Raw genomic sequence first — 26,771 nt, forward strand, 5'->3', positions numbered from 1 at the left:
CGCTCAATGAGCGGCATTTTTGTAGCTGTAGCTAGCATAATTTAGAATTACTTGCTTGCGACTTTTAGACCTGCGTTTACATCAACGATGTCTTGCTCGCTTAGCGTACCAACGGCTTGACGTAGCTGAAGCACACTTAGGATGTAGTTGTAACGAGCGTCTGAAAGGTTTTTGTTCGCATCGTAAAGACGACGAGTCGAATCTAGTACGTCAACGATAGTACGAGTACCTACATCGAAACCAGCTTCTGTCGCTTCTAGAGCTGACTGAGCAGACACAACAGATTGTTCGTAAGCGCGTAGAGCACCAATTGAAGCACTGATGTTGTTGTTGAATGCACGCACGTCTTTAACAACGCTACGGTAAGTTGCTTCTAGATCTTCACTTGCTGCAACGTAGTTGTATTCAGCCTGTTTAGTTAAAGAAGTTGTGTTACCACCCGTGTATAGAGGCACAACTAAGTTCAAACCAATGTTCAGGTTATCTGCATCGTAATCGTTTTGGCTGTTAGAGCTGTCAGTTTGTTCTGAAAGGCCATAGCTACCATCTAGCGTTAGGCTTGGCAGGTGACCAGAGCTTGCTAGAGAGATGTTGTCTTTTGCTACGTCTTGAGAGATACGCGCAGCGAGTAGGCTAAGGTTCTTCTGCTCAGCTTGTTCAACAAGTGCTGCAGCTGATTCTGAAGACTTGCTCGCTGAGAAGCGGTCCGTATCTAGGATACTTAGCTGAGAGTGCTCTTGGCCTGTAATTTCACGTAGACCTTCGTAGCTGTTAGTCAGTGTGTTCTCTGCCAATACTTCATCTGCTAAAACGCCATCGTACTGAGCTTGCGCATCATGTACATCGGTAATTGCAGAAAGACCAACTTCAAAGCGCTGCTTAGTTTGCTCAAGCTGACGAGCAACGGCTGCTTTTTCAGCACGAACAAACTCTAGGTTATCTTGTGCACGAAGTACGTCGAAGTAAGCTGTCGCTGTACGTAGAATCAACGCTTGTTGCTCTGCCGCGTATGCTGAATCAGCCTGACGAGCCGACTTCTCGGCGGTATCTAGAGTGATCCATGAAGAGCGTTGGTATAGCTCTTGGCTAAACCCAATGCCAACACCCCATTGGTTGTTGTCATTGCTCATATCACTACGATCACCACGGTTGATGTCGTAGTTTGCTGTTAGGTTAATTTGCGGTAACAAAGAGCTACGGCTTGACGTTACTGCTTCAAAAGCGGCATCGCGCTGCGCTGCTGAACGAAGAAGCTGTGGATCGTTCTGTTTTGCTTGGTCATAAACTTTAGCTAGCGTATCAGCGAAAGCTGATGAACTCAGGCTGCCAATTGCTGCACTGATAAATAGTGGAAGCAGTTTTTTCATTTTCCTATTCCTGCCTTTAATAGAATTTTCTTTAAAAGAGTTTAACCCAGTTTGGTGGTAATTTACTCGAAACTTTGCACTTTTTTACATTTAACTGTCCACTTGTGCAATATTTATTTTTTAAAACTTAACTTTAATTGTAAGTTTTATATAAAAAGTTGAACCTTATCCTTGGTAGTTAACTCGGACAATGAGTAAACTATAAAGATCACTTAGTGAGGTACCAAATGCAACAGTCTGACAATCAACGACATGAGTTTACTCCACAAGATGTGGAAATAGTCTCAAAAGAGACGCTGTTTCGTGGTTTTTTTAAAATGGTTAAGTACACATTTAAGCATAAGCTGTTTGAGGGAGGCTGGAGCCAACCAATTGAGCGTGAAATGTTTGAACGTGGTCATGCTGCCGCTTTGTTACCTTATGATCCCGTGCGTGATGAAGTCGTGATCGTCGAACAGATCCGTGTTGGTGCTCTCGAACATGAGCACCCGTGGCAATACGAAATTGTTGCCGGGATTATCGATACCGATGAATCACCACAAGATGTGGCTCGTCGTGAAGCGATGGAAGAAGCAGGAGTCGAAGTCGGATCTGTGCTGCCTATCACTTCGTATTACCCTTCATCAGGCGGCTGTTCAGAGAGGCTTGATGTTTTTGTTGGTTGTGTCGATGCCACGACAGCCAAAGGGGTACACGGGTTAGATTACGAAGGTGAAGATATTCGTGTACAGGTGATGAGTCGTGAAGCGGCTTATCAACTGGTTAAAGATGGTGTGTTTGAAAATGGGGCCACGATCATTGCGCTGCAGTGGCTACAATTGAACTACCAAGAATTACAGTCAGAGTGGGTAGCTTAACGTTATGCCAAATATAGCGGTCAAGAAACCGTATCATGTTGATCTTGCTGAATTGATGCGAGTCTATGAGACGAATTATGCCAAACTAAACGCTTTACTACCGGTTGGGCATGAGGTTGGTGATGTCCGCTGTTACCAAGCCGTTAATATGGTGTATCAATTGACAGTGAATGAGGTCACAAAATACACCACATTAATAGATATATGTCAGAGTGACGCGATGCCAGTGTTTCCTTTGCCAAAAATGTCTGTCAGGCTATATCACGACGCTCGAGTTGCAGAAGTGTGCGCCAGTGGGGATTTTTCGCGAGTTAAAGCGAAATACGACTATCCCAACACTAAGCTTCTGCAAAAGGATGAGAAATTTCAATTGAATAAATTTCTTGGGGAATGGTTAACGTTTTGTTTAAAAACTGGTATCAGCCGTAGCCCTATTGCCTTTTAATTGAGCTTATTTAAGAACACTTTTAACGTCTAAACAGTAACGTATCTGGATTTGTTATTTTGGAATTATCACACACTTCAAAATTTGATGAGAGCAGTATTAAGCTTGTGCAGCTAACGGATACGCATTTATTTGCGCCGAGCAATGGCAGCTTACTAAGCATCAACACTCAAGATAGCTTTCGTGCTGTAGTCGATGGCATTGTTAGTCAAGGCTTTGACTATCAAGCGATCTTAGCGACTGGTGACATTTCTCAAGATCACAGCGCAGAGTCATACCAGAAATTTGAATCAGGGATTCAACCATTAGAGAAGCCGTGTTACTGGCTACCTGGAAACCATGATTTTAAGCCTAATATGGGCAGTGTTTTACCATCACCACAAATTCAGTGTGTTGAACATGTATTGCTAGGCGAGAGCTGGCAAATGATTATGCTGGACTCTCAAGTTGTCGGTGTTCCACATGGGCGCCTGAGCGATCAACAACTTGAGTTGCTTGAGCAAAAGCTGGCGGAATTCCCTGAACGCAATACTTTGGTTTTGTTGCACCATCATCCTTTGCTGGTGGGCAGTGCATGGCTCGATCAACACAATTTGAAAGATGCTGAACAGTTCTGGGATGTGGTTCAACAGCATTCTAATGTCAAAGCGGTATTGTGTGGTCATGTTCATCAAGACATGAACCGAGAGCACCATGGTGTACAAGTTATGGCAACTCCGTCGACTTGTGTTCAGTTCAAACCGAACTCAGATGATTTCGCTGTAGATACCTTATCTCCTGGTTGGAGAGAGATTGAATTGCACCAAGACGGTACGGTGAGCACTCAAGTTCGTCGCTTGCCTAACGGACAGTTCTTACCTGATTTTGAAGCCGCTGGTTATTAGTGAAGGTTGCTAATGATGTCTGAATCTATCGAGCAAACAGCAAAACCATCACTGCTTCTCTATATTCATGGTTTTAACAGCTCATCTCGCTCTCACAAAGCGACGGTGATGACAGAGTATTGCGCCGAGCATCGTGCGGATATTAAGGTACTAACCCCTCAATTGCCTAGTTTCCCGCAGCAAGCTGCACTTTACCTTCAGCAGCTGGTGGAACAATATAAAGATCAGTACCAGATCGCACTGGTTGGCAGCTCGTTAGGTGGCTATCTTTCAACTTGGCTCAACAGCCACTATGGCTTTAAAGCGGTTGTAGTAAACCCTGCGGTGAAACCATATGAGTTACTTGTCGACTACTTAGGTGAGCAAGTAAACCCATACACAGATGAACGATATGTCTTAGAAACTAAGCATATCGATGAGTTGAAGGCGTTAGATGTTCCGGCTATCACAAAGCCAAGTGACTTCTGGTTACTTCAACAAACGGAAGATGAAGTTCTGGATTACCGACAAGCGGTAGAGAAGTATCAAGGTGCAACCCAAACAGTAGAAGAGGGTGGGGATCATAGCTTTGTTGATTTTGAACGCTACCCACAGCAAATCATCACCTTTCTAAACCTATAACCTGTTTTCTTCACTGAGTCGTTGTCTCTCTTTTTGCCTGTTATTTCATCTATCAATGGTGAAATATCATAGTTTGATGTCTTAGTTTTTGAACTAGCTTGACATCATTAGTCAGCTTCCAGACTATATTCCCCAATACTTCGCTCGTTCGCTCAGCTATGACGGTTCATAGTAATGATTCTGCTTTAGTGAAACTGGAGCCAGCGAACTGACGCAAACTTTTTGAGTAAACTCCGTATTATGACTGAACAATATAATGCAAAAGACCTCGAGGTACTTGAAGGTCTCGATCCTGTGCGACACCGCCCAGGTATGTATACCGAGACAGAAAGACCGAACCACCTTGCCCAAGAAGTCATTGATAACTCGGTCGATGAAGCACTAGCTGGACACGCTAAGAAAATCAAAGTTGTGCTTCATACTGACCAATCATTAGAAGTTACCGATGATGGTCGTGGTATGCCTGTCGATATCCACCCTGAAAAAGGCATCTCAGGTGTTGAGCTGATTCTAACCAAGCTCCACTCAGGTGGTAAGTTCTCGAACAACAACTACAAGTTTTCTGGTGGTTTGCACGGTGTAGGTATCTCGGTAGTAAACGCGCTATCTAAACGTGTTGAAGTTACGGTTCGCCGTGAAGGTCAAGTTCACGAGATCGCACTAGAAAACGGTAAAGCGGTTACTGAACTGACGGTTACTGGCACTTGTGGTCATCGCAACAGTGGTACATCAGTGCATTTCTGGCCTGATCCTAAATACTTCGATAGCTCTAAGTTTTCAACGCTTCGCCTGATCAACAATCTACGCGCGAAAGCGGTACTTTGCCCGGGGTTAGAAATTACCTTCAGCGACAAAGTGAACAACGAAGAACACAAATGGTTCTATGAAGATGGCCTAAAAGACTATCTTGCTGAAGGCGTAAAAGGTTATACCTTACTGCCTGAAGAACCTTATGTTGGCGAATTTGTTGCTGAAACGGAAATGGCGAACTGGGCGATCATCTGGCAGCCAGAAGGCGGCGACATGATCACCGAGAGTTACGTTAACTTGGTACCAACTAAACAAGGCGGTACGCACGTAAACGGTCTACGCCAAGGTCTATTAGATGCAATGCGCGAGTTCTGTGAATTCCGTAATCTATTACCTCGTGGCGTAAAGCTAACGGGTGATGACATCTTTGACCGCTGTTCATACGTGCTATCGGTGAAGATGCAAGATCCTCAGTTTGCAGGTCAAACAAAAGAGCGTTTATCTTCTCGTCAAACTGCTGCATTTGTTTCTGGTGTGGTAAAAGATGCCTTCAGCCTATGGTTGAATGAAAAGCCACAACTGGCAGAGCAGTTAGCGGAAGCTTGTATTGCCAACGCACACCGTCGTATGCGCGCGAGCAAGAAAGTAGTACGTAAGAAAGTTGCGTCTGGCCCTGCACTGCCGGGTAAGCTGACCGACTGTTCAGTTCAAGACTTGAATCGCACTGAAATCTTCTTCGTGGAAGGGGACTCGGCGGGTGGTTCTGCTAAGCAAGCTCGCGATCGTGAGTTCCAAGCGGTAATGCCACTACGCGGTAAGATCCTAAATACGTGGGAAGTGTCTGCTGACCAAGTATTAGCGTCTCAAGAAGTTCACGATATCTCAGTGGCTTTGGGTATTGATCCAGACAACGACGACTTATCAGGCCTGCGTTACGGCAAGATCTGTATCCTTGCCGATGCGGACTCGGATGGACTTCATATCGCAACACTACTATGTGCACTATTCACTCGTCACTTCAGCGCTCTTGTTGAAGCGGGTCATATCTATGTAGCAATGCCGCCACTGTATCGTATCGACTGTGGTAAAGAGGTGTTCTACGCACTGGATGACGATGAAAAAGATGGCGTACTTGAACGTCTGTCTAAGAAGAAATCCAAAATCAACGTACAACGATTCAAAGGTCTGGGTGAGATGAACCCACTTCAGCTACGTGAAACTACCATGGATCCAAATACTCGTCGCCTTGTTCAATTAACCATTGACGACAACGAAGCGACACTAGAGATGATGGACATGCTGCTAGGTAAAAAACGCGCTGATGATCGCCGTACATGGCTACAGACTAACGGTGATATGGCCGAGGTATAATGGATGTCTAACGAAATTACATTTGATGGCGTTGAACAATTGCCAATGCGCAAGTTCACCGAAGACGCCTACTTAAACTACTCAATGTACGTAATCATGGATCGTGCATTGCCTTATATCGGTGACGGCCTTAAGCCTGTACAGCGTCGTATTATCTATGCGATGTCTGAGCTTGGTCTATCTGCCGCTTCGAAATATAAAAAATCAGCACGTACCGTTGGTGACGTACTAGGTAAGTATCACCCACACGGTGACTCTGCTTGTTACGAAGCCATGGTTCTAATGGCGCAGCCGTTCTCTTACCGTTACCCGTTGGTTGATGGTCAAGGTAACTGGGGTGCTCCTGATGACCCGAAATCATTCGCAGCGATGCGTTATACCGAAGCAAAACTGTCTAAGTTTGCTGAGGTACTACTTGGTGAATTAGGCCAAGGTACGGTTGAGTGGCAACCTAACTTTGATGGCACCATGAAAGAGCCACAAATGTTGCCTGCGCGTCTTCCTCATATCCTACTTAACGGTATTACTGGTATCGCTGTAGGTATGGCGACAGATATCCCACCACATAACGTGCGTGAGATCGCTGATGCGACGATTAAGCTCATTGATAGCCCGAAAGCTGAGCTATCGGAGATCATGGAAAGCGTACAAGGCCCTGACTATCCAACAGAAGCTGAGATTATTTCTCCGAAGTCGGATATCGAAAAGATCTACAAAACGGGTCGCGGTAGCATCAAGATGCGTGCAGTTTGGCATAAAGAAGGCTCTGATATTGTTATCACGGCTCTGCCTCACCAAGTGTCGGGCGCTAAGCTACTTGAGCAAATCGCTAACCAGATGCGCGCTAAGAAGCTGCCAATGGTTGATGACCTGCGTGATGAATCGGATCACGAGAACCCAACGCGTATCGTTGTGGTGCCTCGTTCGAATCGTATCGATTGTGATCAGTTGATGAGCCACCTGTTTGCTTCAACGGATCTTGAGAAGAACTTCCGTGTTAACTTGAACATGATTGGCCTAGACAGCCGCCCTCAAGTTAAAGGTTTGGTTCAAATCCTGAAAGAGTGGATTGAGTTCCGTCGCACAACGGTTCGCCGTCGTCTACAACACCGTTTAGATAAAGTGCTAGCGCGCCTACACATCTTGGAAGGTTTGTTGGTTGCTTATCTCAACCTTGACGAAGTAATTGAGATCATCCGAACTGAGGATGACCCTAAAGCGGTTCTGATGGAGCGCTTTGGTATTACTGAAATTCAAGCTGACGCTATTCTTGATACTAAACTTCGCCACCTTGCGAAGCTGGAAGAGATGAAGATCCGCGGCGAGCAAGATGAACTAGAAAAAGAGCGTGAGAAGCTAGAGAAACTACTGGGCTCTGAGCGTCGTCTTAACACACTTATCAAGAAAGAAATCCAAGCGGATGCTGAGAAATACGGTGATGACCGTCGTTCTCCATTAGTTGAACGTGCTGAAGCAAAAGCGATGACTGAGCGTGATTTGGTACCTAGTGAACCAATCACAGTTGTGCTTTCTGAAAAAGGTTGGATTCGTCATGCGAAAGGGCATGAGGTTGACGCTGAAGGCTTGAACTACAAATCAGGTGATAAATTCCTAGCGAGCGCTAAGGGTAAGAGTAATCAACAAGCGGTGTTCCTTGGCAGTGATGGCCGAAGCTACTCCCTTGAGTCTCACTCATTACCATCTGCGCGAAGTCAAGGTGAGCCTATTACCGGTCGCTTGAATATCAGCGCGGGCACTTCTATTCGACAAGTGGTGATGGGAGAAGATGAACAGCTATGGTTAGTTGGCTCTGATGCGGGTTACGGCTTTGTTTGTAAGGGTAGCGATCTGCTGTCTAAGAACAAGAGTGGTAAAGCTCTGGTTAACCTACCGCAATCTTCAGAAGTGATGGCGCCTAGTCCGATTGCTGATTTGGAAAGTAACCAGATCCTAGCGATTACTAACCAAGGCCGTATGTTGTTGTTCCCAATTAAAGACTTACCTCAATTGAGCAAAGGTAAGGGTAACAAGATCATCAACATCCCTTCTGCGAAAGCCAAAGAGCGTGAAGAGTTTGTATCACACTTGATGGCTATTCCTGAGAATGCAACGCTGACCATCTACGCGGGTAAACGTAAGCTTGGCTTGAAACCGGCTGACCTTGAAAACTTCCGTGGTGAACGTGGTCGTCGTGGTGGTCTACTGCCAAGAGGCCTACAGCGTGTGACTCGCATTGATATCGAAGAGCCAAGTGAATCGTAAAGACACTTGATGCTATCTTCGGATAAAAGAAAACCCAGCCTGTGAGCTGGGTTTTTTGTATTTGTCTGTCAGTTGTTTTGAATCGCTTACTTGTAGTTTTTACTCTACAGGCGAGTATCTTCAGCAATCGTTACTTTAAGGGTCTTGCTTTCACCTTGGCGCAAGATGCCGACATCGATCACCGTACCTGGGCGTAAATCAGTAACGATGTCCATCACGCTTTGGCGACCATTCACCTGATTGTTGTTGATGCTGACAATAATGTCTTGAGCTTCAAAACCGGCATCCGCGGCCGGACCATTTGGATCGATACCTAACACCACAATCCCACCGATATTCTTAGTACCCAACATGCGAGAAGTGACTGAGTTAATATCTTGCCCGTCGATACCGATATAACCGCGAATCACGCGACCATCAGCAATGATCTTTTCCATGATTTTATTGGCTAGTGGGTAGGGGATAGCAAATGAAATACCGTAGGTTTCCATGTCGGTCGCTTGTTGGAAAGAAGCTGTATTGATGCCAACCAATTCACCTTGTGAGTTCACCAGTGCACCACCAGAGTTGCCTTCATTGATCGCCGCATCGGTTTGGATAAAGGCTTGATGACCGTCAGCACTGATCGAAGAGCGTCCTGTCGCCGAGATGATGCCGAAGGTGGTGGTTTGACCTAGGTTGTACGGGTTACCGATAGCCAGTACCACATCGCCAACGTTAGCTTTGTAGTTCGGGTTGAGTGGAATTACAGGGAGGTTGTCGCCGCTGACTCTGAGTATCGCGATGTCAGTACGTTTATCTGAGCCGACTAATTGTGCCGCGGCAACTCGGCCGTCTTGAAGCGCAACAACAATTTGGTCAGCTTGAGCCACAACGTGGAAGTTGGTAATGATGTAGCCTTTTTCGCTGACGATTACCCCTGAGCCTAAGCCTTGTGTGAGGAGTTTGTTGCGATCACTTTCTGCGTATTTACGGCTATAAATATTAACCACCGCTGGCGCAGCGCGGCGTACAGCTTGGTTAAATGAAATCTGAAGAGAGCCAATATTATCGACTTTGGGATTAGTCACATCTGCGACAATCGCTGGCCTTAAGCTAGGGAAGGCTAGAAGAATCAGCGCCGCTGAAACGAGTCCAAGGGAAATAGAACGAAATAGAAAGGACAGCATGTTTCCCTCTTCGACAGGTAAGGTATTAAGCCTCCACGCATGGGTGACTAGTTTGAATTACTTGTGAAGCATAGCATTTTGATTCATCTAAATAAAAGGGAGACTGAGTAAGTTTAAAGCAAACTTACAAAGTCTCCCTGTGTTTGTGTCGGCGAAATAGCTATCGAATTACGAGGTAGATGGTTCTATCGCCTCGCTGGATATTGAGTGCTAATACGCCTGGTTGTTTTTCAACAATCGCTCTAAATTCAGCGAGGTTCTTAACCGGCTGACGGTTCACTCCGATGATGATGTCATCTTTTAGAAGTTGATAAGCTTCTGCTGGTGAACCTTGAGCAACGCTTGATACTTTCACGCCTGTTGCAGGGTCATTGCTAGTGGTGTTGGTAAGCTCGGCGCCAGTTAAACCTTCGTGAAGCTTCTCGGCTTTTGTTTTGCTATTGGTTGATTCACCAAGCGTTACATCGAAGGTTTTATTCTTACCATCGCGAACGACACCTAACTCGATCTCTTTACCTGCCCCGAGCGTTGCGACTTTCGCTCTTAATTCACTGAAGGTATCGATGCGTTTACCATTAATAGAGACAATAATGTCCCCCGCTTTTAATCCAGCATCATCAGCGGCACTGTCTGGCACGACTTGGCTAACGAAGGCGCCTTTACTGGACTCGTAACCTAATGCTTCTGCAAGTTCTGAGGTGATTTCACCACCTTGAACGCCAAGCATGCCGCGTTTAACTTCACCGAAATCGATAATCTGTTCTGTCAGGTTTTTCATCATGTTGGATGGAATTGCAAAGCCGATACCGACATTACCTCCGTTGGGGCCAAGAATGGCTGTGTTGATACCAATCAGTTCACCGTTTAGGTTCACTAGCGCGCCACCTGAGTTACCGCTGTTAATAGCGGCATCAGTTTGAATGAAGTTCTCAAAGTTCTCGAGGTTAAGGCCGCTTCGGCCAAGTGCAGAAACGATACCTGATGTCACGGTTTGGCCAAGTCCAAATGGGTTACCAATCGCGACAGTGAAATCACCGACTCTCAACTTATCGGAGTCTGCGAGTTTTATCTGAGTCAGGTTCTTGGCTTTTTCTAATTTTAAGAGGGCAATATCGGACATCTGGTCACCGCCGATAAGCTCAGCATCGTATTCTCGACCGTCATAAAGTCTTACTTTGATATCGTCTGCACCATCAATTACATGGTAGTTGGTGACGATATGACCTTTCTTGGCGTCAATGATCACGCCTGAGCCTAAACCGCGAAATGGACGCTCACGAGTTTGCTCTGGGCCAAAAAAGAATTGGAATTGTTCAGGGATTTGCTGACGTTGTACCTGTTTGCCTTCAACGGCGATACTAACCACAGCGGGGGTCACTTGTTCAAGCATAGGCGCAAGGCTTGGTAATTGTTCATTACCCACACTTAATGGAAGTGCGGCGGTTGCTTGAATGGGGGTGATGATTGAACTTAAGCTTAAAGTCAGTAAAGATAAAGCAAGCAAAGGTTTTTTCATCATAAACTCCTCTCTAGTTAAGGTCTTACCCCTCTCATTACGTCTAAGACGTATGAGAAGTTTCAAATGACCTGAGTGAAAGTTATGACTCAAAAACCTTTGTAAAGTTCACCTAAGTGTTAAATGTTTATGATGCTTTTGCAGTGACTACATCAGGAGCATCAATGATTTCTTTCTTCTGCTCGGTAAATAAACCAGTCGCACCATTCGCGTAATCTTTAGGTTGCTCTTCCAGTGCTGCTTCTTTGTTTGCCGATTTTTCTTGTGGCTTTTCTGAATGAGCGGCCGCTGTCTTCACAAACGGGTTGTCTTGCTCTGGTAGGTTAGGGATCAGCTCCGAGCTGGTTTTTTCCATGTGTTGGTACAGTTTTGTGTAGTCCTTACCTAAGGTGTCCAACATCTCTGCTGATTTCGCAAAGTGATCAGCCAGCTCTTGTCGCTGCTGTTCAAGGGCAAACTTTGCGCTATCTAATTCTTTCTGTACGTTCTTTTGCTTCTTGTATTCAGGTGTCATGAGACGAGAAATAGCGACCCCTAGAATAACTCCGACTAGTAAACCGGCAATGGCATACATCCAAGGCATAACAGCTCCTTATTATTGTTTTTTAACATGTTTGTTACTGCTTAGTTACACGTGCTACGGCTCCATGGTACTATGAGAAAGCTGCAGTATAAAGAGAAATGCATGTGCGCTACTTAGCAGTTTAATGCTGCATTATTCGCCGCATAATGTCACGTCCCTTACTGTTTGAGCTTAATTTTATTCGCTGTCTGATATCGCTTTCATTGTGGAAATGTCGTCATGAATCCCGTCAAAAAATACGAACAAGATATAAAAGAGCATGGATTTCAAAGAGATCCAGCACAAGAGCAAGCCGTTAAATCTTTAGATGAACTTTTTCATCAGTTCCAAGATTATGTGAATACTCCTATTCCTCAATTGACTCGATTTCAGAAATTGCTCGGTAAAAAACCAGAGCTACCAACGCCACCTAAAGGGCTCTACTTTTGGGGCGGAGTAGGGCGCGGTAAAACTTATCTGATGGATACGTTCTACGATGCCTTGCCGACCACTAAAAAAATGCGAGTGCACTTTCATCGTTTTATGTATCGAGTGCATGACGAATTAAAGGCGCTGGGCAATGTGAGCGATCCACTGCCTTTGGTTGCCGATAAGTTGAAGCAAGAGGCTGATATTATCTGTTTCGATGAGTTTTTCGTTTCAGATATCACCGACGCAATGATCCTAGGTACCTTATTCCAAGAGTTATTCGCACGAAACGTTATCTTGGTTGCGACCTCAAATATTCCTCCTGCGGATCTGTATCGTAATGGTCTGCAACGTGCGCGTTTCTTACCTGCGATTAAGCTGATTCAAGACAACTGCCATATTCTCAATGTAGACAGCGGCATTGATTATCGTCTACGTACCCTAGAGCAGGCTGAGATATATCATTATCCACTCGATAGCCAAGCGAACATCAATCTTGAAAAGTACTACAACCAACTGGTTGGGGAAGATAAAGAGAGACTCAAGCAGATTGAAGTGAATCATCGTCAGTTAGACGTTATAGAAGCAAGCGATGGCGTGTTGCATGGGACTTTTGCTCAGCTTTGTCAGTCGGCCCGAAGTCAGAACGACTACATTGAACTGTCTCGCGTTTATCACACGGTTCTCTTGGCTGATGTCCTTCAGATGGGCGCGACTTCTGATGACGCTGCAAGACGTTTTATCGCATTAGTGGACGAGTTCTATGAGCGTAATGTAAAGCTGATTATTTCCGCCGAAGTAGAGCTAGAAAATTTATATACCCACGGCCAGCTAGAGTTTGAATTTAAACGTTGTCAGTCGCGTTTAATAGAAATGCAGAGCCATGAATATTTAGCAAAAGAGCACTTGAGTTAGATAGGATTATCTCGATTGAGAAGTATAAATAAAAAAATCGTGATTTTGTTCAAAAAGAGGTGATTTTTTCTTCGCTCTTCTCTATAATCCTGCGACCTACCGTTACTGCGGGCCTCTAACGATGAGTTAAATCACGTTATGCCAAGAGTTTTCCAACACTCGAAGGGGTGATGAATGGTGACTCTTAGACAGTGGGAATACGCGAGTATTCCTTAAGTGTAAATTTTTTAAATAGGTAATTATTAGCATGAAAACTTTCGTTGCTAAACCAGAAACTGTAAAACGCGACTGGTATGTTGTAGACGCTGAAGGTAAAACTCTTGGTCGTCTAGCAAGTGAAATCGCTTCTCGCCTTCGTGGTAAGCACAAAGCAGAATACACTCCTCACGTAGACACTGGTGATTACATCATCGTTGTTAACGCTGAGAAAGTTGCTGTAACTGGTAACAAAGCTAAGGGTAAGGTTTACTACCGTCACTCTGAGTTCCCAGGCGGTCTTAAGTCTATCACTTTCGAAAAGCTGATCGACAAGAAGCCAGAAATGGTTCTAGAACTAGCTGTTAAAGGTATGCTACCACGTGGTCCTCTAGGCCGCGCTATGTACCGTAAGCTAAAAGTATACGCTGGTGCTGAGCACAACCATGTTGCTCAACAACCACAAGTACTAGACATCTAATTGGGGATTATGAAAATGGCAGAGAATCAATACTACGGCACTGGTCGTCGCAAAAGCTCAGCAGCTCGTGTTTTCATCAAACCAGGTTCTGGTGAGATCGTAATCAACAAGCGTAGCCTTGATGTTTACTTCGGTCGTCCAACTTCTCGTATGGTTGTTAAGCAACCTCTTGAGCTAGTTGAACTAACTGAGAAACTTGACCTTTACATCACTGTTTCTGGTGGTGGTATTTCTGGTCAAGCTGGCGCAATCCGCCACGGTATCACTCGCGCTCTTATGGAGTACGATGAAACTCTACGTCCTGCTCTACGTGCAGCTGGCTACGTTACTCGTGACGCTCGTTGCGTTGAACGTAAGAAAGTTGGTCTACGTAAAGCACGTCGTAAACCTCAATTCTCTAAGCGTTAATTTTTCTTTACGAAAAAGTATACGCTTCCAGTTTTATTACTGGAATTGTGGTTCAAAGCTCGGCTATATGCCGGGCTTTTTGTTTTTCTACCCCCGCTAAACGCTTTCCCCCTCTCGTTTTATTTCCAAATTCTTATATTTTGAAAGCTTTTGTAACCCAATGTGCGCTTTGCCTCATGATTGTTACAAAAAGGTAGCTTTATCTTGTCAAAAAGTAGGGTTTTATTTATCATTTGCCGTCAATAAATAGAACTAAATACATATTTTGTTAGCCATGCTCTTTAATCGGAATAATTTCAATCCACAAGGAGCAAATGGGAGAATGTTTGGATGAGCAACGCGCCTTTAAATAACGGTCGCAGGCGTTTCTTAACCGCAACAACAGCCGTTGTTGGTGGTTTGGGAGCTGCTGCTGTAGCCGTGCCTTTTATTAAATCATGGAATCCGAGTGCCAAGGCGAAAGCTGCGGGTGCACCGGTGGAAGTGGAAGTCAGCAAGTTAGAACCGGGACAAATGGTTCGTGTCGAGTGGCAAGGTAAACCTGTATGGGTTGTACGCCGTGCTGAGTCGGTACTAGAAAACCTAAAATCTATCGGTGGTCAACTTCGTGATCCTCAATCTGAAGCTGAACAACAACCAGAATACGCACAGAACGAATTCCGTTCAATTAAGCCGGAATTCTTCGTTGCTGTTGGTTTCTGTACGCACTTAGGTTGTTCTCCGACTTACCTACCTGATTCTTTCGCAGAACAAGTACAAGGTGTTAAGTCTGGTTTCTTCTGTCCGTGTCATGGTTCGAAATTTGATATGGCTGGTCGAGTATTCCAAGGCGTACCTGCACCACTGAACCTTGTTGTGCCAAAGCATATGTATTTAAGCGACACCAAGATCCTGATCGGTATTGACGAGGGAGATGCATAATGCAAGGACTACTAGACTGGGTTGAAAAACGCATACCCGCGATGAATGCTTACAAAAAGCACTTATCTGAATACCCAATGCCTAAGAACTTTAACTTTTGGTACCTTTTCGGTTCTTTGGCAATGTTGGTATTGGTTAACCAAATCCTTACGGGTATTTGGTTAACAATGAACTACGTACCGTCTGGTGATGGTGCGTTTGCTTCAGTTGAATACATCATGCGTGACGTAGAATACGGTTGGTTATTACGTTACATGCACTCGACGGGTGCTTCTGCATTCTTCGTAGTTATCTACCTGCACATGTTCCGTGGTCTAATCTACGGTTCTTACCAAAAACCTCGTGAGCTACTTTGGATCTTCGGTATGTTGATCTTCTTGGTGCTTATGGCTGAGGCTTTCATGGGTTACCTACTACCATGGGGTCAAATGTCTTACTGGGGTGCTCAGGTAATCATTTCTCTGTTTGGTGCGATTCCTGTTATCGGTGATGACCTAACGCTTTGGATCCGTGGTGACTACATCATCTCTGGTGCAACGCTGAACCGTTTCTTCGCACTTCACGTTATCGCGCTACCAATCGTACTTCTGCTGCTTATCGTACTTCACGTACTAGCACTGCACGAAGTGGGTTCGAACAACCCAGACGGTATCGAGACTAAACTTCCTAAAGGTACAATGGGCGACGACTACAAAACTCAGTTCCCATTCCACAAGGATTACACTAAGAAATACGACATCATCGACTCTATTCCTTTCCACCCATACGGGACTGTGAAAGATATGGTAGGTGTTGCTGGTTTCCTATTCTTCTTCTGTTACGTGCTGTTCTTCAACCCAGAAATGGGTGGATACTTCCTTGAGCCGCCTAACTTTGAAGCTGCGAACCCACTGAAGACACCTGAGCACATCGCTCCTGTATGGTACTTCACACCGTTCTACGCAATCCTACGTGCGGTTCCAGATAAACTGCTAGGTGTTGTAGCGATGGGCGCATCAATTGTTGTGCTATTCCTACTACCGTGGTTTGACCGTTGTAAAGTACGTTCGTACCGTTACCGTAGCAAATTGCATTTGATTAATATCATCCAATTCACAATAAGCTTTATTGCGCTTGGTGTACTTGGTGCGCTTCCAGCAACGCCAACATACACGCTATTAGCACAAATCTTTAGCTTAGGTTACTTCATGTTCTTCGTTCTACTGTGGTTCTACAGTAAAAATGAAGCGACGAAACCATTACCAGAAAGGGTGACATTCAAATGAAAAAGTGGATTGTAATTTTATTTGCTATGTTGCCGTCTTTGGCGATGGCAGCGGGTGCAAACGTACCATTAGACAAAGCGAACAATGACTTAACGGACAAAGCTTCATTGCAAAATGGCGCTAAGATGTTCATGAACTACTGTTTCGCTTGTCACTCAACGCAGTACCAACGTTATGAGCGTGTTGCGAATGATTTAGAGATCCCTGTAGATCTAATGAAGGAAAATCTGATTTTCGACCCAGAAGCGAAAATTGGTAGCTTGATGGTTAATGCTATGCCAGCTGAGCAAGCGGCAAGTTGGTTTGGTGCTCCGCCACCAGATCTAACTTTGGTTGCTCGTGTTCGTGGTGCAGATTGGCTATACACGTACCTTCGTACTTTCTACGAAGATCCATCTCGTCCATTTGGTGTGAACAACATTGTTTTCCCAAGCGTAGGTATGCCGCACGTACTTGAAGAACTACAAGGTATCCCAACGCCAATCTACGAAACTCACATCGTAGATGGTGAAGAGGTTGAAGTGGTTGTTGGTACTGAAACTGACGGTTCTGGTGAGCTAAGTGCTGGTGAGTACGACGACGCAGTTCGTGACCTAGTAAACTTCCTTGTTTACTCAGGCGACCCTGTGAAACTTGAGCGTCACGCAATGGGTTGGTGGGTAATGGCTTTCTTAGTACTGTTCACGATCATCGTGGTTCTACTGAAGAAAGAGTATTGGCGTGATGTGCACTAATTGTGCTATAATACCGTGCTAATTCCCAAATTATGTTAATGTTCAATGGAGGCTTTAGGCCTCCATTGTTTTTATTTAAAGTGTACTGGAGGGCTCCATGGCTGTAGCTGCCAATAAACGTTCTGTAATGACTCTTTTCTCAAGTGCTTCTGATATGTATAGCCATCAGGTGCGCATCGTTCTTGCTGAAAAAGGCGTAAGTGTTGAAGTTGAGTTGGTTGATGAAAAAAATCTTCCAGCAGAGCTTGTTGAACTGAACCCGTACAAATCAGTACCAACTCTTGTTGATCGCGAGCTTGCTCTTTACGACTCTAAGATCATCATGGAATACCTAGATGAGCGTTTTCCTCATCCACCATTGATGCCTGTATACCCTGTTGCTCGTGGTAACAGCCGTCTAATGATGTACCGTATTGAGCGTAACTGGTACTCAGTTGCAGAGAAGATTGTTAAAGGCAATGCTGAAGAATCTGAAGCAGCACGTACTAAACTACGTAACGATCTACTGACTCTTGCTCCTATCTTTGCTGAGTACGAGTACTTCATGAGCGAAGAATTCAGCCTAATCGATTGCTACCTTGCTCCGCTACTATGGCGTTTACCTGAGCTTGGTATCGAGCTAATTGGCCCTGGTTCTAAAGAGCTTAAAGTTTACATGAACCGCGTATTTGAACGTGATTCATTCCTTGCTTCTCTAACAGAAGCTGAGCGCGAGATGCGACTAGTTCGCTAAGCGTTATGGATATTTCAAATATGACACCACGCCGACCATACATGCTACGTGCATTTTATGATTGGCTGGTTGATAACGAATTAACTCCGCACCTTGTTGTTGAAGCAACATTACCTGGTGTGCGAGTTCCAGAAGAGTTTGTTCAAGATGGTCAGATTATTCTGAACATCGCGTCTCGCGCGGTTGGGCAACTTGAGCTGGGTAACGAAGCAGTAACGTTTAGTGCTCGTTTTAGTGGTCGTCCTCATTCTGTGATCGTTCCACTTTATGCTGTACAAGCGATTTACGCTCGTGAGAATGGTGCTGGTACCATGTTTGAACCTGAAGAGGCTTACATGACTTCGCTTGAAGAAGGGATTGAAGAAGGTCCTTTCGAAGAGCCAGAAAAAGGCCCATCTTTGAGTGTTGCAACGGCTGAACCAGAAGCTGAAGAGCCAGACTCAGATCCTGAGCCTCCTCGCCCAGCGAAAGGTCGCCCAAGCCTTCGTGTTATCAAATAACGTTAGTTATAAATAACGATTCAATAAAAAAGCAGCGACTCACCGCTGCTTTTTTCTTTTCTGTTTCCTGCTGAACTCTGTACAGTTTCAGCTTAATCGCTAGTTAACGGCTGTCTCGTCTTCACCATATTCAAATGCTCGGATTACCTGCTTCACACCTGAAATGTTGCGTGCTACTTCGGTCGCGATATCTGCATGTTCACGAGATACTAAGCCCAGTAAGAATACTTCTGAATCTTCAGTGATCACTTTCACTTTGATGCCGTTAAGCTCAGAGTTAGCCAGCAGAGCTGATTTCACTTTAGTGGTAATCCAGCTGTCTTTGCTGATAGCGCTAACTGATAGAGGTTCTTTCACGCGAATCTGGTTGTGAATCGTTTCAACACCAGGTACATCTTTCGCTTGGCTTTCAAAAGAGCGGCGTTCAGCATCTGTTGTAGCTTGACCCATTAACACCACAGAGCCGCGGTAAGAGCTGGCAGTAACACGAACGCTACCACGGTATGGCTGTTTATTGGTGATTGCTGCGACTTCAAATTCGATATTGTTGTCGTTCCAAATCTCTTTGGTGGTACGAGTGTCAGTGACAATGTTTGCTGTGGTTGCTGCACCAGCAATGAAAATGCCAGCACAACCAGATAAAGATAGTGTAAGTAGCGAAACACTAATCAGCTTGAATAGCGTCTTAGAGGTAAATAATTTCATTGTGATGCTCCGTATATCACTCTTCGTGAGCAGGGAAGAGTACTTGATCGATAAGGTCACATAGGCAGTGCAGTGTCACCATGTGCACTTCATGAATACGTGCAGTACGGTGTGATGGGATGCGAATCTCAACATCGTGCTCACCAAGCAAACCTGCCATTTCACCACCGTCTTTACCGGTAAAAGCGATGATCGTCATGTCACGAGTTACCGCTGCTTCCATCGCTTTGATGATGTTTTTGCTGTTACCGCTAGTAGAGATAGCCAGTAAAATATCACCCGTTTGACCAAACGCACGTACCTGCTTAGAGAAGATCTCTTCGTAGTGGTAGTCGTTTGCAACCGCAGTAAGCGTGGTGTTATCAGCGGTAAGAGCCATTGCTGGTAGGCTAGGGCGCTCGGTTTCAAAACGGTTAAGTAGGCACGATACAAATTGCTGAGCGTTTGATGCAGAACCACCATTACCACAACATAGGATTTTGTTTCCGTTGAGTAAGGTCGCAACCATAGCTTGAGCTGCGTGCGTGATTGCGTCTGGTAGTGCTTCTGCAGCCGCAATTTGGATTTGAATACTTTCTGTAAAACTTTCTTTAATGCTGTCTAGCATGTTTATCCTTGGGTAATCGCGTTTTGAATCCAGTTGATATGATCATCTGGCCCTTCAATGGCAATGATATCAAACCTGAAATCTGTGGAGTGTACCGACAAGCCTTGCTGCATCAGCCACACTTGGGCTGTTTTGAGTAGCCGTTGTGACTTCTTCGCTGTCACCATCTCAGCGGCATGTCCGTAGCGAGTTTGCTTACGGTATTTTACCTCAACAAACACAATCGTATTGTTATGGCGCATTATAAGATCAATCTCGCCACATTTTGCTATGAAGTTTTGTTGAATTAACGATAAACCGTGGCGGGTCAGATAGGCCTTTGCCACGGCCTCGTATTGATCACCCACTTGTTTATGGGTGACCGTTGCTTTGGATAAGAACGTTCGGCTAAAAAGCCCCATGCTCTGCCCAGCTGATTTCACGTTGTACTACACAGTTGTTGTCGATGGTTAACACGCCAGTTTCACCCGGAATGCTGTAACCTTGCACGGCTTTCATCTGTGGTAGCGCATCCATTAGGTAGTATGCATCCATACCCAACGCTTGCAGACGTTTCTGGCCGTTTGAATGTGCAGGCCATAGTTCGTTAAGCTCTTTGTTCAGCTCACCTTTGTTTTCAACCAGCAGTGGGATATCGCTGTAGAATACACCTGTTAGGTCTTCATACTGCTTATCACCGCTATTACTGCGTGAGTTAGAGAATAGAGCAGGTTGGCTCGCGTCTGGGTTGATCGCAACTTCAATGAAAGGCTTGATCAGCGTTAGCTCTGAGTTCTTAGCCACGATGTAGACAGAATCGATATCACGACGACTGCGTGGTTCGGTCTCTAGGTCTAGATCAAGTAGGTTATCCATTTGCGCGATACGCTGTTGGCTCTCTTGTAGACCGAAGACTTGATTCACGTTACGTTGAAGTTGGCGCTTATCAGAGAAGAAGCTAATTGCCACATCGTTGTTGCTGTATTTCTTCCACTCTTCCTTAAACGCTTGCTCAACACGATCACCAAGGCGTCCCTTCGGAGCCAGAATCAGTGGGTATTTGTAGCCTTGAGCAAATAGGTGTTTCGCTGCTTGAGCAACCTCTTGCTCAGGTGATAGAGCGAGGTAACAAATATTGGTGTCAGGTTCTAGCTGAGTTGGAATATTCAAAGCTAAAGCCGGGATTGAATTCTCGTGGTTTTTCTGTGCTTGCTGAAGCTTAGTGATGTTGCTCTTAATCAGAGGACCAACGATGAAATCAACATTGTTCTCTTCTAGCGTCGCTTTAATCTCAGCGGCACTTTGAACATTGGTATCCATAACCGTTAGCGTTGCATCTTCTTCACGCTCTTTGTCATTCATCATCGCAAAGATGAAACCATCACGTACCAGTTGTGCTTGCTTGCCATATTTACCCGTTAGCGGCAGCAGCAGTGCAGTACTTGTTGGTTTGCTGATCTCTAACGCTAGGATGTCAGTGATTGCTTGCGGTGTGTAAGTCGCCGCTGGGTGCTGAGGGTTTTCGGCTAACCAATCAGACAAGGTCTCTTGTAGGTTTGGAAGGTTCGAGTTAAGCGTCTTCATATAAATAGCGAGCTGTAACCAACCGGCTAAAACGTCTTCCGTCGGCGACGTTTTTAGCTCTAGAATCTCATATTGAGAGTAGCTATTTAGATTTTGCCAGATTCGACCAGCGGTTTGCTGTTGGATCTCGTCGTTATCTTCTGCGTACTCAGAATAAAGAACAAGTTCACGGCTCGCCTCGAAATACTCGCTTCGCATCTCTGAAATATTCGCGCGCAGCTCGTGGTAATCTTTCCACTGCTCGTTTGGCAGTTTCCACCAAGGCTGGAAGTTTAGTTGGCTGTACGCTTGATCCGGCTGTGAGTTATTCACCAACAGTTGAGCTCGAGCGAGTTGCCATTCTGCTTGCTGAACTTCAGTGAGCTCTTGTTTTGCTAAGCGTTTGATAAGCAGAGTCGCTTGGTCGGTTTTGCCAGCTTGCACAGAAGCTTTAAGCGCCATGATTAACCAGTCGTTTTGTAGGCTTCCTTTACTACTATCCGCTTGCATCATGTAACTTTCAGTGGATTGCACTGGATCTAGTGTAATATCTACGCTTGTTGGTGCTTGCGGACCTGAAGAACAAGCCGCCAATGTAATTGCCAATGCAATTGGAGTTAGTAAGCGTGGTACACTGAGTCTCTTATGGTTCATCGTTGCCATGAGTTCTTTAAATTCCGTATAAATTTGTATCTATATTAATCGTTGAAGTGATGGTAAACAAATGACAGATAACAAAACCTTGCTCACAGAGAGCCCAACTCTCTACATTGTGCCTACCCCAATCGGAAATTTGGGAGATATCACTCAAAGAGCAATTGAAATTTTATCAAGTGTCGATGTTATTGCAGCCGAAGACACACGCCACACGGGTAAGCTGCTTGCTCACTTCAATATATCAACCAGAACGTTCGCTTTACATGATCATAATGAACAAACTAAAGCTCAAGTTCTAGTCGAAAAGTTATTAGAAGGTCAGTCTATCGCATTAGTCTCTGATGCGGGTACACCTTTAATCAGTGACCCAGGTTACCATCTTGTATCACAATGTCGTCAAGCGGGTGTGAGAGTTGTGCCACTTCCTGGTGCTTGTGCGGTGATTACCGCGTTAAGTGCGTCAGGTTTACCATCGGATCGTTTTAGCTTTGAAGGCTTCTTACCGCCTAAGAGTAAAGGTCGTAAAGATAAGTTCCTAGAGATCGCAAAAGCAGAGCGCACGTGCATCTTCTACGAATCACCGCACCGTATTTCTGACTCTCTTCAAGATATGCTTGAGATTTTAGGTCCTGACCGTGAAGTTGTGTTGGCGCGTGAGTTAACTAAGACTTTCGAAACTATTCAAGGCCTGCCTCTTGGTGAGCTGATTGATTGGATTGAAGAGGACGCAAACCGTAAGCGCGGCGAGATGGTTCTTTTGATTCATGGCCACCGTGAAGAAGTGAGCACAGAACTACCAGATGAAGCGACTCGCACGCTGGGAATTCTGACCAAAGAACTGCCTCTTAAAAAAGCGGCGGCAATGACAGCAGAAATCTACAACCTGAAAAAGAACGCGCTGTACAAATGGGGCCTAGAGCACCTGGATGGCTAATGTTTCTTTAAGCAGTTAACACAAATATAGATAAAAGAGCCCGTAATGAGCCTCTTTTATCTGTATCTCTCATCACAGCACTCTAATCCGCTCTTAGCTCTTTTTTCATCTCGAATCTCGCCACCCGTATCCGCTCTTTAGGTCAATTCCCCATCAGTTAATCATTGGTTTGCACCATATTTGTGATCTCGCTAGACACTGCACACTAATCTCTATACAATCCGCCCTCGGAGTTGAACGGGTAATCGCTGCTTTGCCGATGTCCTTCGGGAGACTGACGTTGAGGTCCTTCGGGAAACTGACGTTGAAGTCCTTCGGGAGACTGGCAGAGGGGAGGAACGTCCGGGCTCCATAGAGCAGGGTGCCAGATAACGTCTGGGGGGCGTGAGCCCACGACAAGTGCAGCAGAGAGAAGACCGCCGATGGCCTCATTTCTTCTGAAGGGGCACAGGTAAGGCTGAAAGGGTGCGGTAAGAGCGCACCGTGCGACTGGTAACAGTTCGTAGCAAGGTAAACTCCACCCGGAGCAAGATCAAATAGGCCCTCACATTGCGTTGCTCGCGTATGGGGGCGGGTAGATTGCTTGAGCCTGTGAGCGATTGCAGGCCTAGACGAATGGTTACCGCCGCGCAAGCGGAACAGAACCCGGCGTATGTGTCAACTCCACCCATTTTAAGAACCCATCATTACTTAACGGTAGTGATGGGTTTTTTGCTTTATATTGACGTAAATTATTTAGATTTCCTTAAAATCCGTCATCTTGGTATGAGCTTGGGTCAAAAATTCCCAAAGCCTGTACACAATATGGTGGAGATACAGCGTGAAATCAGTACACTAAAACGTTAACAGAACAAATTATTGCCGAACTAATGGCTCAATCCACTCACTGAGAAGACTATGACAGAAGCATTCAAACATATTTCAGTATTGCTTAACGAATCTATTGACGGACTTGCGATCAAACCTGACGGTACCTACATCGATGGTACTTTTGGCCGTGGTGGTCACAGCCGTACAATCCTGTCTAAACTGGGCGAGAATGGACGACTATTTAGTATCGACCGCGATCCACAAGCGATTGCAGAAGCACAAAAAATTGATGACCCTCGCTTTACTATCATCCACGGTCCATTCTCAGGCATGGCTGAATACGCTGAGCGTTATGATTTAGTAGGTAAAGTTGACGGTGTTCTGCTGGATTTAGGCGTTTCTTCTCCGCAACTTGATGACGCTGAACGTGGCTTCAGTTTCATGAAAGATGGCCCACTAGATATGCGTATGGACCCAACTTCGGGTATCCCTGTATTTCAGTGGCTACTAGAAGCGGATCTTGATGATATCACTTGGGTGATTCGTGAGTTTGGTGAAGATAAGCACGCCCGTCGTATCGCAAAAGGCATCATTGCTTATCAAGAAAATGAAGAGAATGAGCCGTTAACTCGTACTGGTCAGTTGGCTAAGCTTATCTCTGATGTTGCACCAAAAAGCTTCAAAGAGAAAAAGCACCCAGCAACACGAGCTTTCCAAGCATTCCGTATCTACATTAACAGTGAACTGGAAGAGATCGACACGGCACTAAAAGGAGCAGCAAGTATTCTTGCTCCAGAAGGTCGCCTGTCTGTTATTAGCTTCCACTCACTTGAAGACCGTATGGTGAAGCGCTTTATTCGTAAAGAGAGCCAAGGCCCACAAGTGCCTCACGGCCTCCCTTTAACGGAAGAGCAGATCAAAGCACTAGGCAGTGCTGTTCTTAAGCCGGTAGGTAAAGCGATCAAACCATCGAAAGGCGAAGTGGATGAGAACACTCGTTCACGTAGCTCAGTATTACGAATCGCAGAAAAGCTATAGTCAATGAAGACCTCCAAGCCGAACTTAGCCAAGATAATATTTTTTGATTTGATCTCCGTGGGTAAAGTCCCATTGGTGTTGCTTATCTGTATCTTCGCGAGCGCGATGGGGGTCGTTCTCACGACACACATGTCACGTCAGGCAATCACGCAAAAAGACATGGCATTGAGTGAGCGTGAACAGCTTGATAATGAATGGCGAAATTTAATGCTTGAAGAGACGGCTTTGGCTGAACACAGTCGCGTTCAAGCATCGGCAAAACGAGAGTTAGACATGAAACGTCCAGACTCCGACAAAGAAGTTGTGATCACACTGAAATGACCGGAAAAAAGGAAAAAGCACCCGCGAAAGCCGTTAAGAAACCAACGAAAGAGCGAGTGAAGAGCGAAAAGGACTCGGATCCAATTCTGATTAAATGGCGTTTCAACGTCGTTATTGCCTTTGTGTTGGTTGCCTTTTCTGTATTAGTCGGTCGTGTGGCTTACATCCAAGTAATTGAACCAGATAACTTAATTCGTCAGGGTGACCTTCGTTCTGTACGTGTTAAGGCAATTCCTTCTGCCCGCGGTATTATTTCCGACCGCAATGGCGAACCACTTGCTGTTAGTGTGCCTGTTGAAGCGGTATGGGCTGACCCGAAAACCATTTTCGATAAAAATGGCATGGCCCAAATTGATCGTTGGTATGCGCTAGCTGATGTACTCGGCTTAGATCGACAATCGATGATCAACAAGATCTCCAGCGACAAGTCTCGTCGTTTTATCTACCTACAAAGACAAGTTAGCCCCGCGATGGCTAAATACATCCGCGACTTAAAGTTGGTGGGTATTGGTCTTAAAGCAGAATCACGTCGTTATTATCCTGCTGGTGAAGTCAGCGCGCATCTTATTGGTGTGACCGGAATTGACGGACACGGCCTAGAAGGTGTCGAGCGCAGTTACGATAAGTGGCTAACGGGTGAAGCAGGTAAACGTACAATCCGTAAAGACCGTTACGGGCGAGTGGTTGAAAACATTGCACTAGAAGAGCGTGAAGAAGGTAAACCACTCGAATTAACCATCGATCAGCGCTTACAAGCCATCGCCTATCGAGCGATTAAACAGGCGGTAGCCGATCACAAGGCGACATCTGGCTCTGCAATTTTATTAGACGTAAAAACGGGTGCGGTTTTGGCCATGGTCAACGCGCCGTCTTACAACCCAAACAATCGTGCTGATTTACAAAGCTTTAAGATGCGTAACCGCGTAATCACTGATGCTTTTGAACCAGGTTCGACGGTTAAGCCTTTTGTCGTTCTAGCCGCTCTCGAAAATGGCACGGCAGATGCTGATACTGTGATTGATACGGGCAACGGCATCATGCAAATCGGTGGTAGCCGTGTACGTGATACTTCCAAAGTTGGTAAGGCAGACTTGGCGTTAATCCTTAAGAAGTCGAGTAACATCGGTGTGGCGAAATTAGCCCTGGATATGCCGCTTGAAGCGCTACTGGGTATGTACAGTTCAGTAGGCCTTGGTGAGATGTCTGGGCTGAACTTAGTCGGTGAAACTGCCGGTATTTTCCCGAACCGTCGACGTTGGTCTAAGTTTGAAATTGCGACCTTATCCTTTGGTTATGGCCTAGCGATTACTCCACTTCAACTGGCTCATGCCTATGCGACGTTAGCGAATCACGGTGTTTACGAACCTATCCATATCGTTAAAAGCAACGACCAAGATTTCTCAAAACAGATCATCAAGCGCGAAAATGCTGAGTTGGTTTTGAACATGCTAGAAGGCGTAACCCAAAAGGGCGGTACAGCGACAAGAGCTGCCGTGCCGGGTTACCGAGTAGCAGCAAAAACAGGTACATCTAGAAAAGCTATTTCCGGTGGTTATGGAGACGAGTACTTCGCCTATACCGCTGGTGTTGCTCCGGTGAGTGATCCAAGAGTCTCTTTGGTTGTGATGATCAATGAACCTCAAGGTGACCTCTACTATGGTGGCTCGGTTGCAGCCCCTGTTTTTTCTGAAATCATGAAGGGCGCACTGCAAATTCTGAATGTCCCTGCTGATGAAAACAAGTTTCAAGAATAGAGCTAATCAGGATTCAAT

26 protein-coding genes and 1 other RNA gene are annotated in these 26,771 nt (G+C 45.4%); 19 read left to right on the plus strand and 8 right to left on the minus strand.

Annotated features, from left to right (window positions below):
* Nucleotides 1–47 precede the first annotated feature (47 nt).
* Nucleotides 48–1,367: an outer membrane channel protein TolC gene (gene tolC / locus L1D55_RS07020; protein WP_239916968.1), complete on the minus strand. Its 1,320-nt coding sequence runs from the start codon at nt 1,365–1,367 to the stop codon at nt 48–50.
* Between the two features lie 227 nt (nt 1,368–1,594).
* Here tolC and nudF point away from each other — a divergent pair, with 227 nt between their 5' ends.
* From nudF to parC, 6 genes are all read left to right on the plus strand, one after another.
* Nucleotides 1,595–2,224 carry an ADP-ribose diphosphatase gene (nudF, locus tag L1D55_RS07025; protein WP_004740769.1) on the plus strand — a complete coding sequence of 210 codons (630 nt, stop codon included), beginning with the start codon at nt 1,595–1,597 and terminating at the stop codon, nt 2,222–2,224.
* A 4-nt stretch (nt 2,225–2,228) separates the two neighbouring features.
* Nucleotides 2,229–2,669, plus strand: a complete 441-nt coding sequence (locus L1D55_RS07030; protein ID WP_004740768.1) for a DUF1249 family protein — start codon at nt 2,229–2,231, stop codon at nt 2,667–2,669.
* A gap of 59 nt (nt 2,670–2,728) precedes the next feature.
* On the plus strand, nt 2,729–3,553 hold the full coding sequence (gene cpdA, locus L1D55_RS07035) for a 3',5'-cyclic-AMP phosphodiesterase (RefSeq protein ID WP_239916969.1): 825 nt from the start codon (nt 2,729–2,731) through the stop codon (nt 3,551–3,553).
* A gap of 15 nt (nt 3,554–3,568) precedes the next feature.
* Nucleotides 3,569–4,174 carry an esterase YqiA gene (gene yqiA / locus L1D55_RS07040; protein WP_128162709.1) on the plus strand — a complete coding sequence of 202 codons (606 nt, stop codon included), beginning with the start codon at nt 3,569–3,571 and terminating at the stop codon, nt 4,172–4,174.
* 240 nt (nt 4,175–4,414) lie between these two features.
* Nucleotides 4,415–6,295, plus strand: coding sequence for a DNA topoisomerase IV subunit B (gene parE / locus L1D55_RS07045; protein ID WP_239916970.1), 1,881 nt, complete (start codon nt 4,415–4,417; stop codon nt 6,293–6,295).
* Between the two features lie 3 nt (nt 6,296–6,298).
* Nucleotides 6,299–8,557, plus strand: a complete 2,259-nt coding sequence (parC, locus tag L1D55_RS07050) for a DNA topoisomerase IV subunit A (RefSeq protein ID WP_239916971.1) — start codon at nt 6,299–6,301, stop codon at nt 8,555–8,557.
* Nucleotides 8,558–8,661: 104 nt separating this feature from the next.
* On the opposite strand, the gene degS is transcribed toward parC, so the two are convergent.
* The 3 genes from degS to zapG all read right to left on the minus strand — a co-directional run bounded on the left by degS (nt 8,662) and on the right by zapG (nt 11,825).
* Nucleotides 8,662–9,726, minus strand: a complete 1,065-nt coding sequence (gene degS / locus L1D55_RS07055; RefSeq protein ID WP_128162050.1) for an outer membrane-stress sensor serine endopeptidase DegS — start codon at nt 9,724–9,726, stop codon at nt 8,662–8,664.
* A gap of 160 nt (nt 9,727–9,886) precedes the next feature.
* Nucleotides 9,887–11,242 (minus strand): DegQ family serine endoprotease, encoded by a 1,356-nt coding sequence (locus tag L1D55_RS07060; protein ID WP_239917015.1) that lies wholly within the window; start codon nt 11,240–11,242, stop codon nt 9,887–9,889.
* A 127-nt stretch (nt 11,243–11,369) separates the two neighbouring features.
* Nucleotides 11,370–11,825: a Z-ring associated protein ZapG gene (gene zapG, locus L1D55_RS07065; protein WP_004740761.1), complete on the minus strand. Its 456-nt coding sequence runs from the start codon at nt 11,823–11,825 to the stop codon at nt 11,370–11,372.
* Between the two features lie 219 nt (nt 11,826–12,044).
* On the opposite strand from zapG, the gene zapE reads away from it, so the two are divergent.
* The 8 genes from zapE to sspB all read left to right on the plus strand — a co-directional run bounded on the left by zapE (nt 12,045) and on the right by sspB (nt 18,385).
* A complete protein-coding gene (zapE, locus tag L1D55_RS07070; protein WP_171366900.1) occupies nt 12,045–13,148 on the plus strand; it encodes a cell division protein ZapE in 1,104 nt (367 codons plus the stop codon).
* Between the two features lie 247 nt (nt 13,149–13,395).
* Nucleotides 13,396–13,824, plus strand: a complete 429-nt coding sequence (gene rplM / locus L1D55_RS07075; protein WP_004740759.1) for a 50S ribosomal protein L13 — start codon at nt 13,396–13,398, stop codon at nt 13,822–13,824.
* Nucleotides 13,825–13,839: 15 nt separating this feature from the next.
* Complete coding sequence (rpsI, locus tag L1D55_RS07080) at nt 13,840–14,232, plus strand: 30S ribosomal protein S9 (RefSeq protein ID WP_004740758.1); 393 nt, start codon at nt 13,840–13,842, stop codon at nt 14,230–14,232.
* 330 nt (nt 14,233–14,562) lie between these two features.
* Nucleotides 14,563–15,153, plus strand: a complete 591-nt coding sequence (gene petA, locus L1D55_RS07085) for a ubiquinol-cytochrome c reductase iron-sulfur subunit (protein WP_004740757.1) — start codon at nt 14,563–14,565, stop codon at nt 15,151–15,153.
* Nucleotides 15,153–16,418 carry a cytochrome bc complex cytochrome b subunit gene (locus L1D55_RS07090; RefSeq protein ID WP_128162044.1) on the plus strand — a complete coding sequence of 422 codons (1,266 nt, stop codon included), beginning with the start codon at nt 15,153–15,155 and terminating at the stop codon, nt 16,416–16,418. The genes petA and L1D55_RS07090 overlap by 1 nt, the downstream gene beginning before the upstream one ends.
* Nucleotides 16,415–17,152, plus strand: coding sequence for a cytochrome c1 (locus L1D55_RS07095; RefSeq protein ID WP_128162042.1), 738 nt, complete (start codon nt 16,415–16,417; stop codon nt 17,150–17,152). The genes L1D55_RS07090 and L1D55_RS07095 overlap by 4 nt, the downstream gene beginning before the upstream one ends.
* A 97-nt stretch (nt 17,153–17,249) precedes the next feature.
* The gene (sspA, locus tag L1D55_RS07100; protein WP_004740754.1) at nt 17,250–17,885 is read left to right on the plus strand and encodes a stringent starvation protein SspA; all 636 of its coding nucleotides are present in this window, start codon (nt 17,250–17,252) and stop codon (nt 17,883–17,885) included.
* Between the two features lie 5 nt (nt 17,886–17,890).
* Nucleotides 17,891–18,385, plus strand: a complete 495-nt coding sequence (gene sspB, locus L1D55_RS07105) for a ClpXP protease specificity-enhancing factor (protein ID WP_275665265.1) — start codon at nt 17,891–17,893, stop codon at nt 18,383–18,385.
* Nucleotides 18,386–18,484: 99 nt separating this feature from the next.
* Here sspB and L1D55_RS07110 read toward each other — a convergent pair whose 3' ends face one another.
* From L1D55_RS07110 to L1D55_RS07125, 4 genes are read right to left on the minus strand one after another with little or no spacing between them, the layout of a single operon-like run.
* On the minus strand, nt 18,485–19,090 hold the full coding sequence (locus L1D55_RS07110) for a BON domain-containing protein (protein ID WP_239916973.1): 606 nt from the start codon (nt 19,088–19,090) through the stop codon (nt 18,485–18,487).
* A gap of 16 nt (nt 19,091–19,106) precedes the next feature.
* Nucleotides 19,107–19,697, minus strand: coding sequence for a phosphoheptose isomerase (locus L1D55_RS07115; RefSeq protein ID WP_004729817.1), 591 nt, complete (start codon nt 19,695–19,697; stop codon nt 19,107–19,109).
* 2 nt (nt 19,698–19,699) lie between these two features.
* The gene (locus L1D55_RS07120; protein WP_239916974.1) at nt 19,700–20,098 is read right to left on the minus strand and encodes a YraN family protein; all 399 of its coding nucleotides are present in this window, start codon (nt 20,096–20,098) and stop codon (nt 19,700–19,702) included.
* On the minus strand, nt 20,085–21,902 hold the full coding sequence (locus L1D55_RS07125) for a penicillin-binding protein activator (protein ID WP_239916975.1): 1,818 nt from the start codon (nt 21,900–21,902) through the stop codon (nt 20,085–20,087). Before L1D55_RS07125 ends, L1D55_RS07120 begins: the two co-directional genes overlap by 14 nt.
* A 61-nt stretch (nt 21,903–21,963) precedes the next feature.
* Between L1D55_RS07125 and rsmI the strand changes: the two genes are divergently transcribed.
* The 5 genes from rsmI (at nt 21,964) to L1D55_RS07150 (ending at nt 26,753) form a co-directional block, all read left to right on the plus strand.
* On the plus strand, nt 21,964–22,830 hold the full coding sequence (rsmI, locus tag L1D55_RS07130; RefSeq protein ID WP_239916976.1) for a 16S rRNA (cytidine(1402)-2'-O)-methyltransferase: 867 nt from the start codon (nt 21,964–21,966) through the stop codon (nt 22,828–22,830).
* 229 nt (nt 22,831–23,059) lie between these two features.
* An RNA gene (rnpB, locus tag L1D55_RS07135) (RNase P RNA component class A) lies at nt 23,060–23,499 on the plus strand.
* Between the two features lie 228 nt (nt 23,500–23,727).
* The gene (gene rsmH / locus L1D55_RS07140; RefSeq protein WP_239916977.1) at nt 23,728–24,678 is read left to right on the plus strand and encodes a 16S rRNA (cytosine(1402)-N(4))-methyltransferase RsmH; all 951 of its coding nucleotides are present in this window, start codon (nt 23,728–23,730) and stop codon (nt 24,676–24,678) included.
* Nucleotides 24,679–24,681: 3 nt separating this feature from the next.
* Nucleotides 24,682–24,999, plus strand: a complete 318-nt coding sequence (ftsL, locus tag L1D55_RS07145) for a cell division protein FtsL (RefSeq protein WP_017062901.1) — start codon at nt 24,682–24,684, stop codon at nt 24,997–24,999.
* On the plus strand, nt 24,996–26,753 hold the full coding sequence (locus tag L1D55_RS07150) for a peptidoglycan glycosyltransferase FtsI (protein WP_008223684.1): 1,758 nt from the start codon (nt 24,996–24,998) through the stop codon (nt 26,751–26,753). The genes ftsL and L1D55_RS07150 overlap by 4 nt, the downstream gene beginning before the upstream one ends.
* Nucleotides 26,754–26,771 lie beyond the last annotated feature (18 nt).

It is taken from the genome of Vibrio sp. Isolate22, assembly GCF_022398115.1.
Classification (GTDB): Bacteria; Pseudomonadota; Gammaproteobacteria; order Enterobacterales; family Vibrionaceae; genus Vibrio.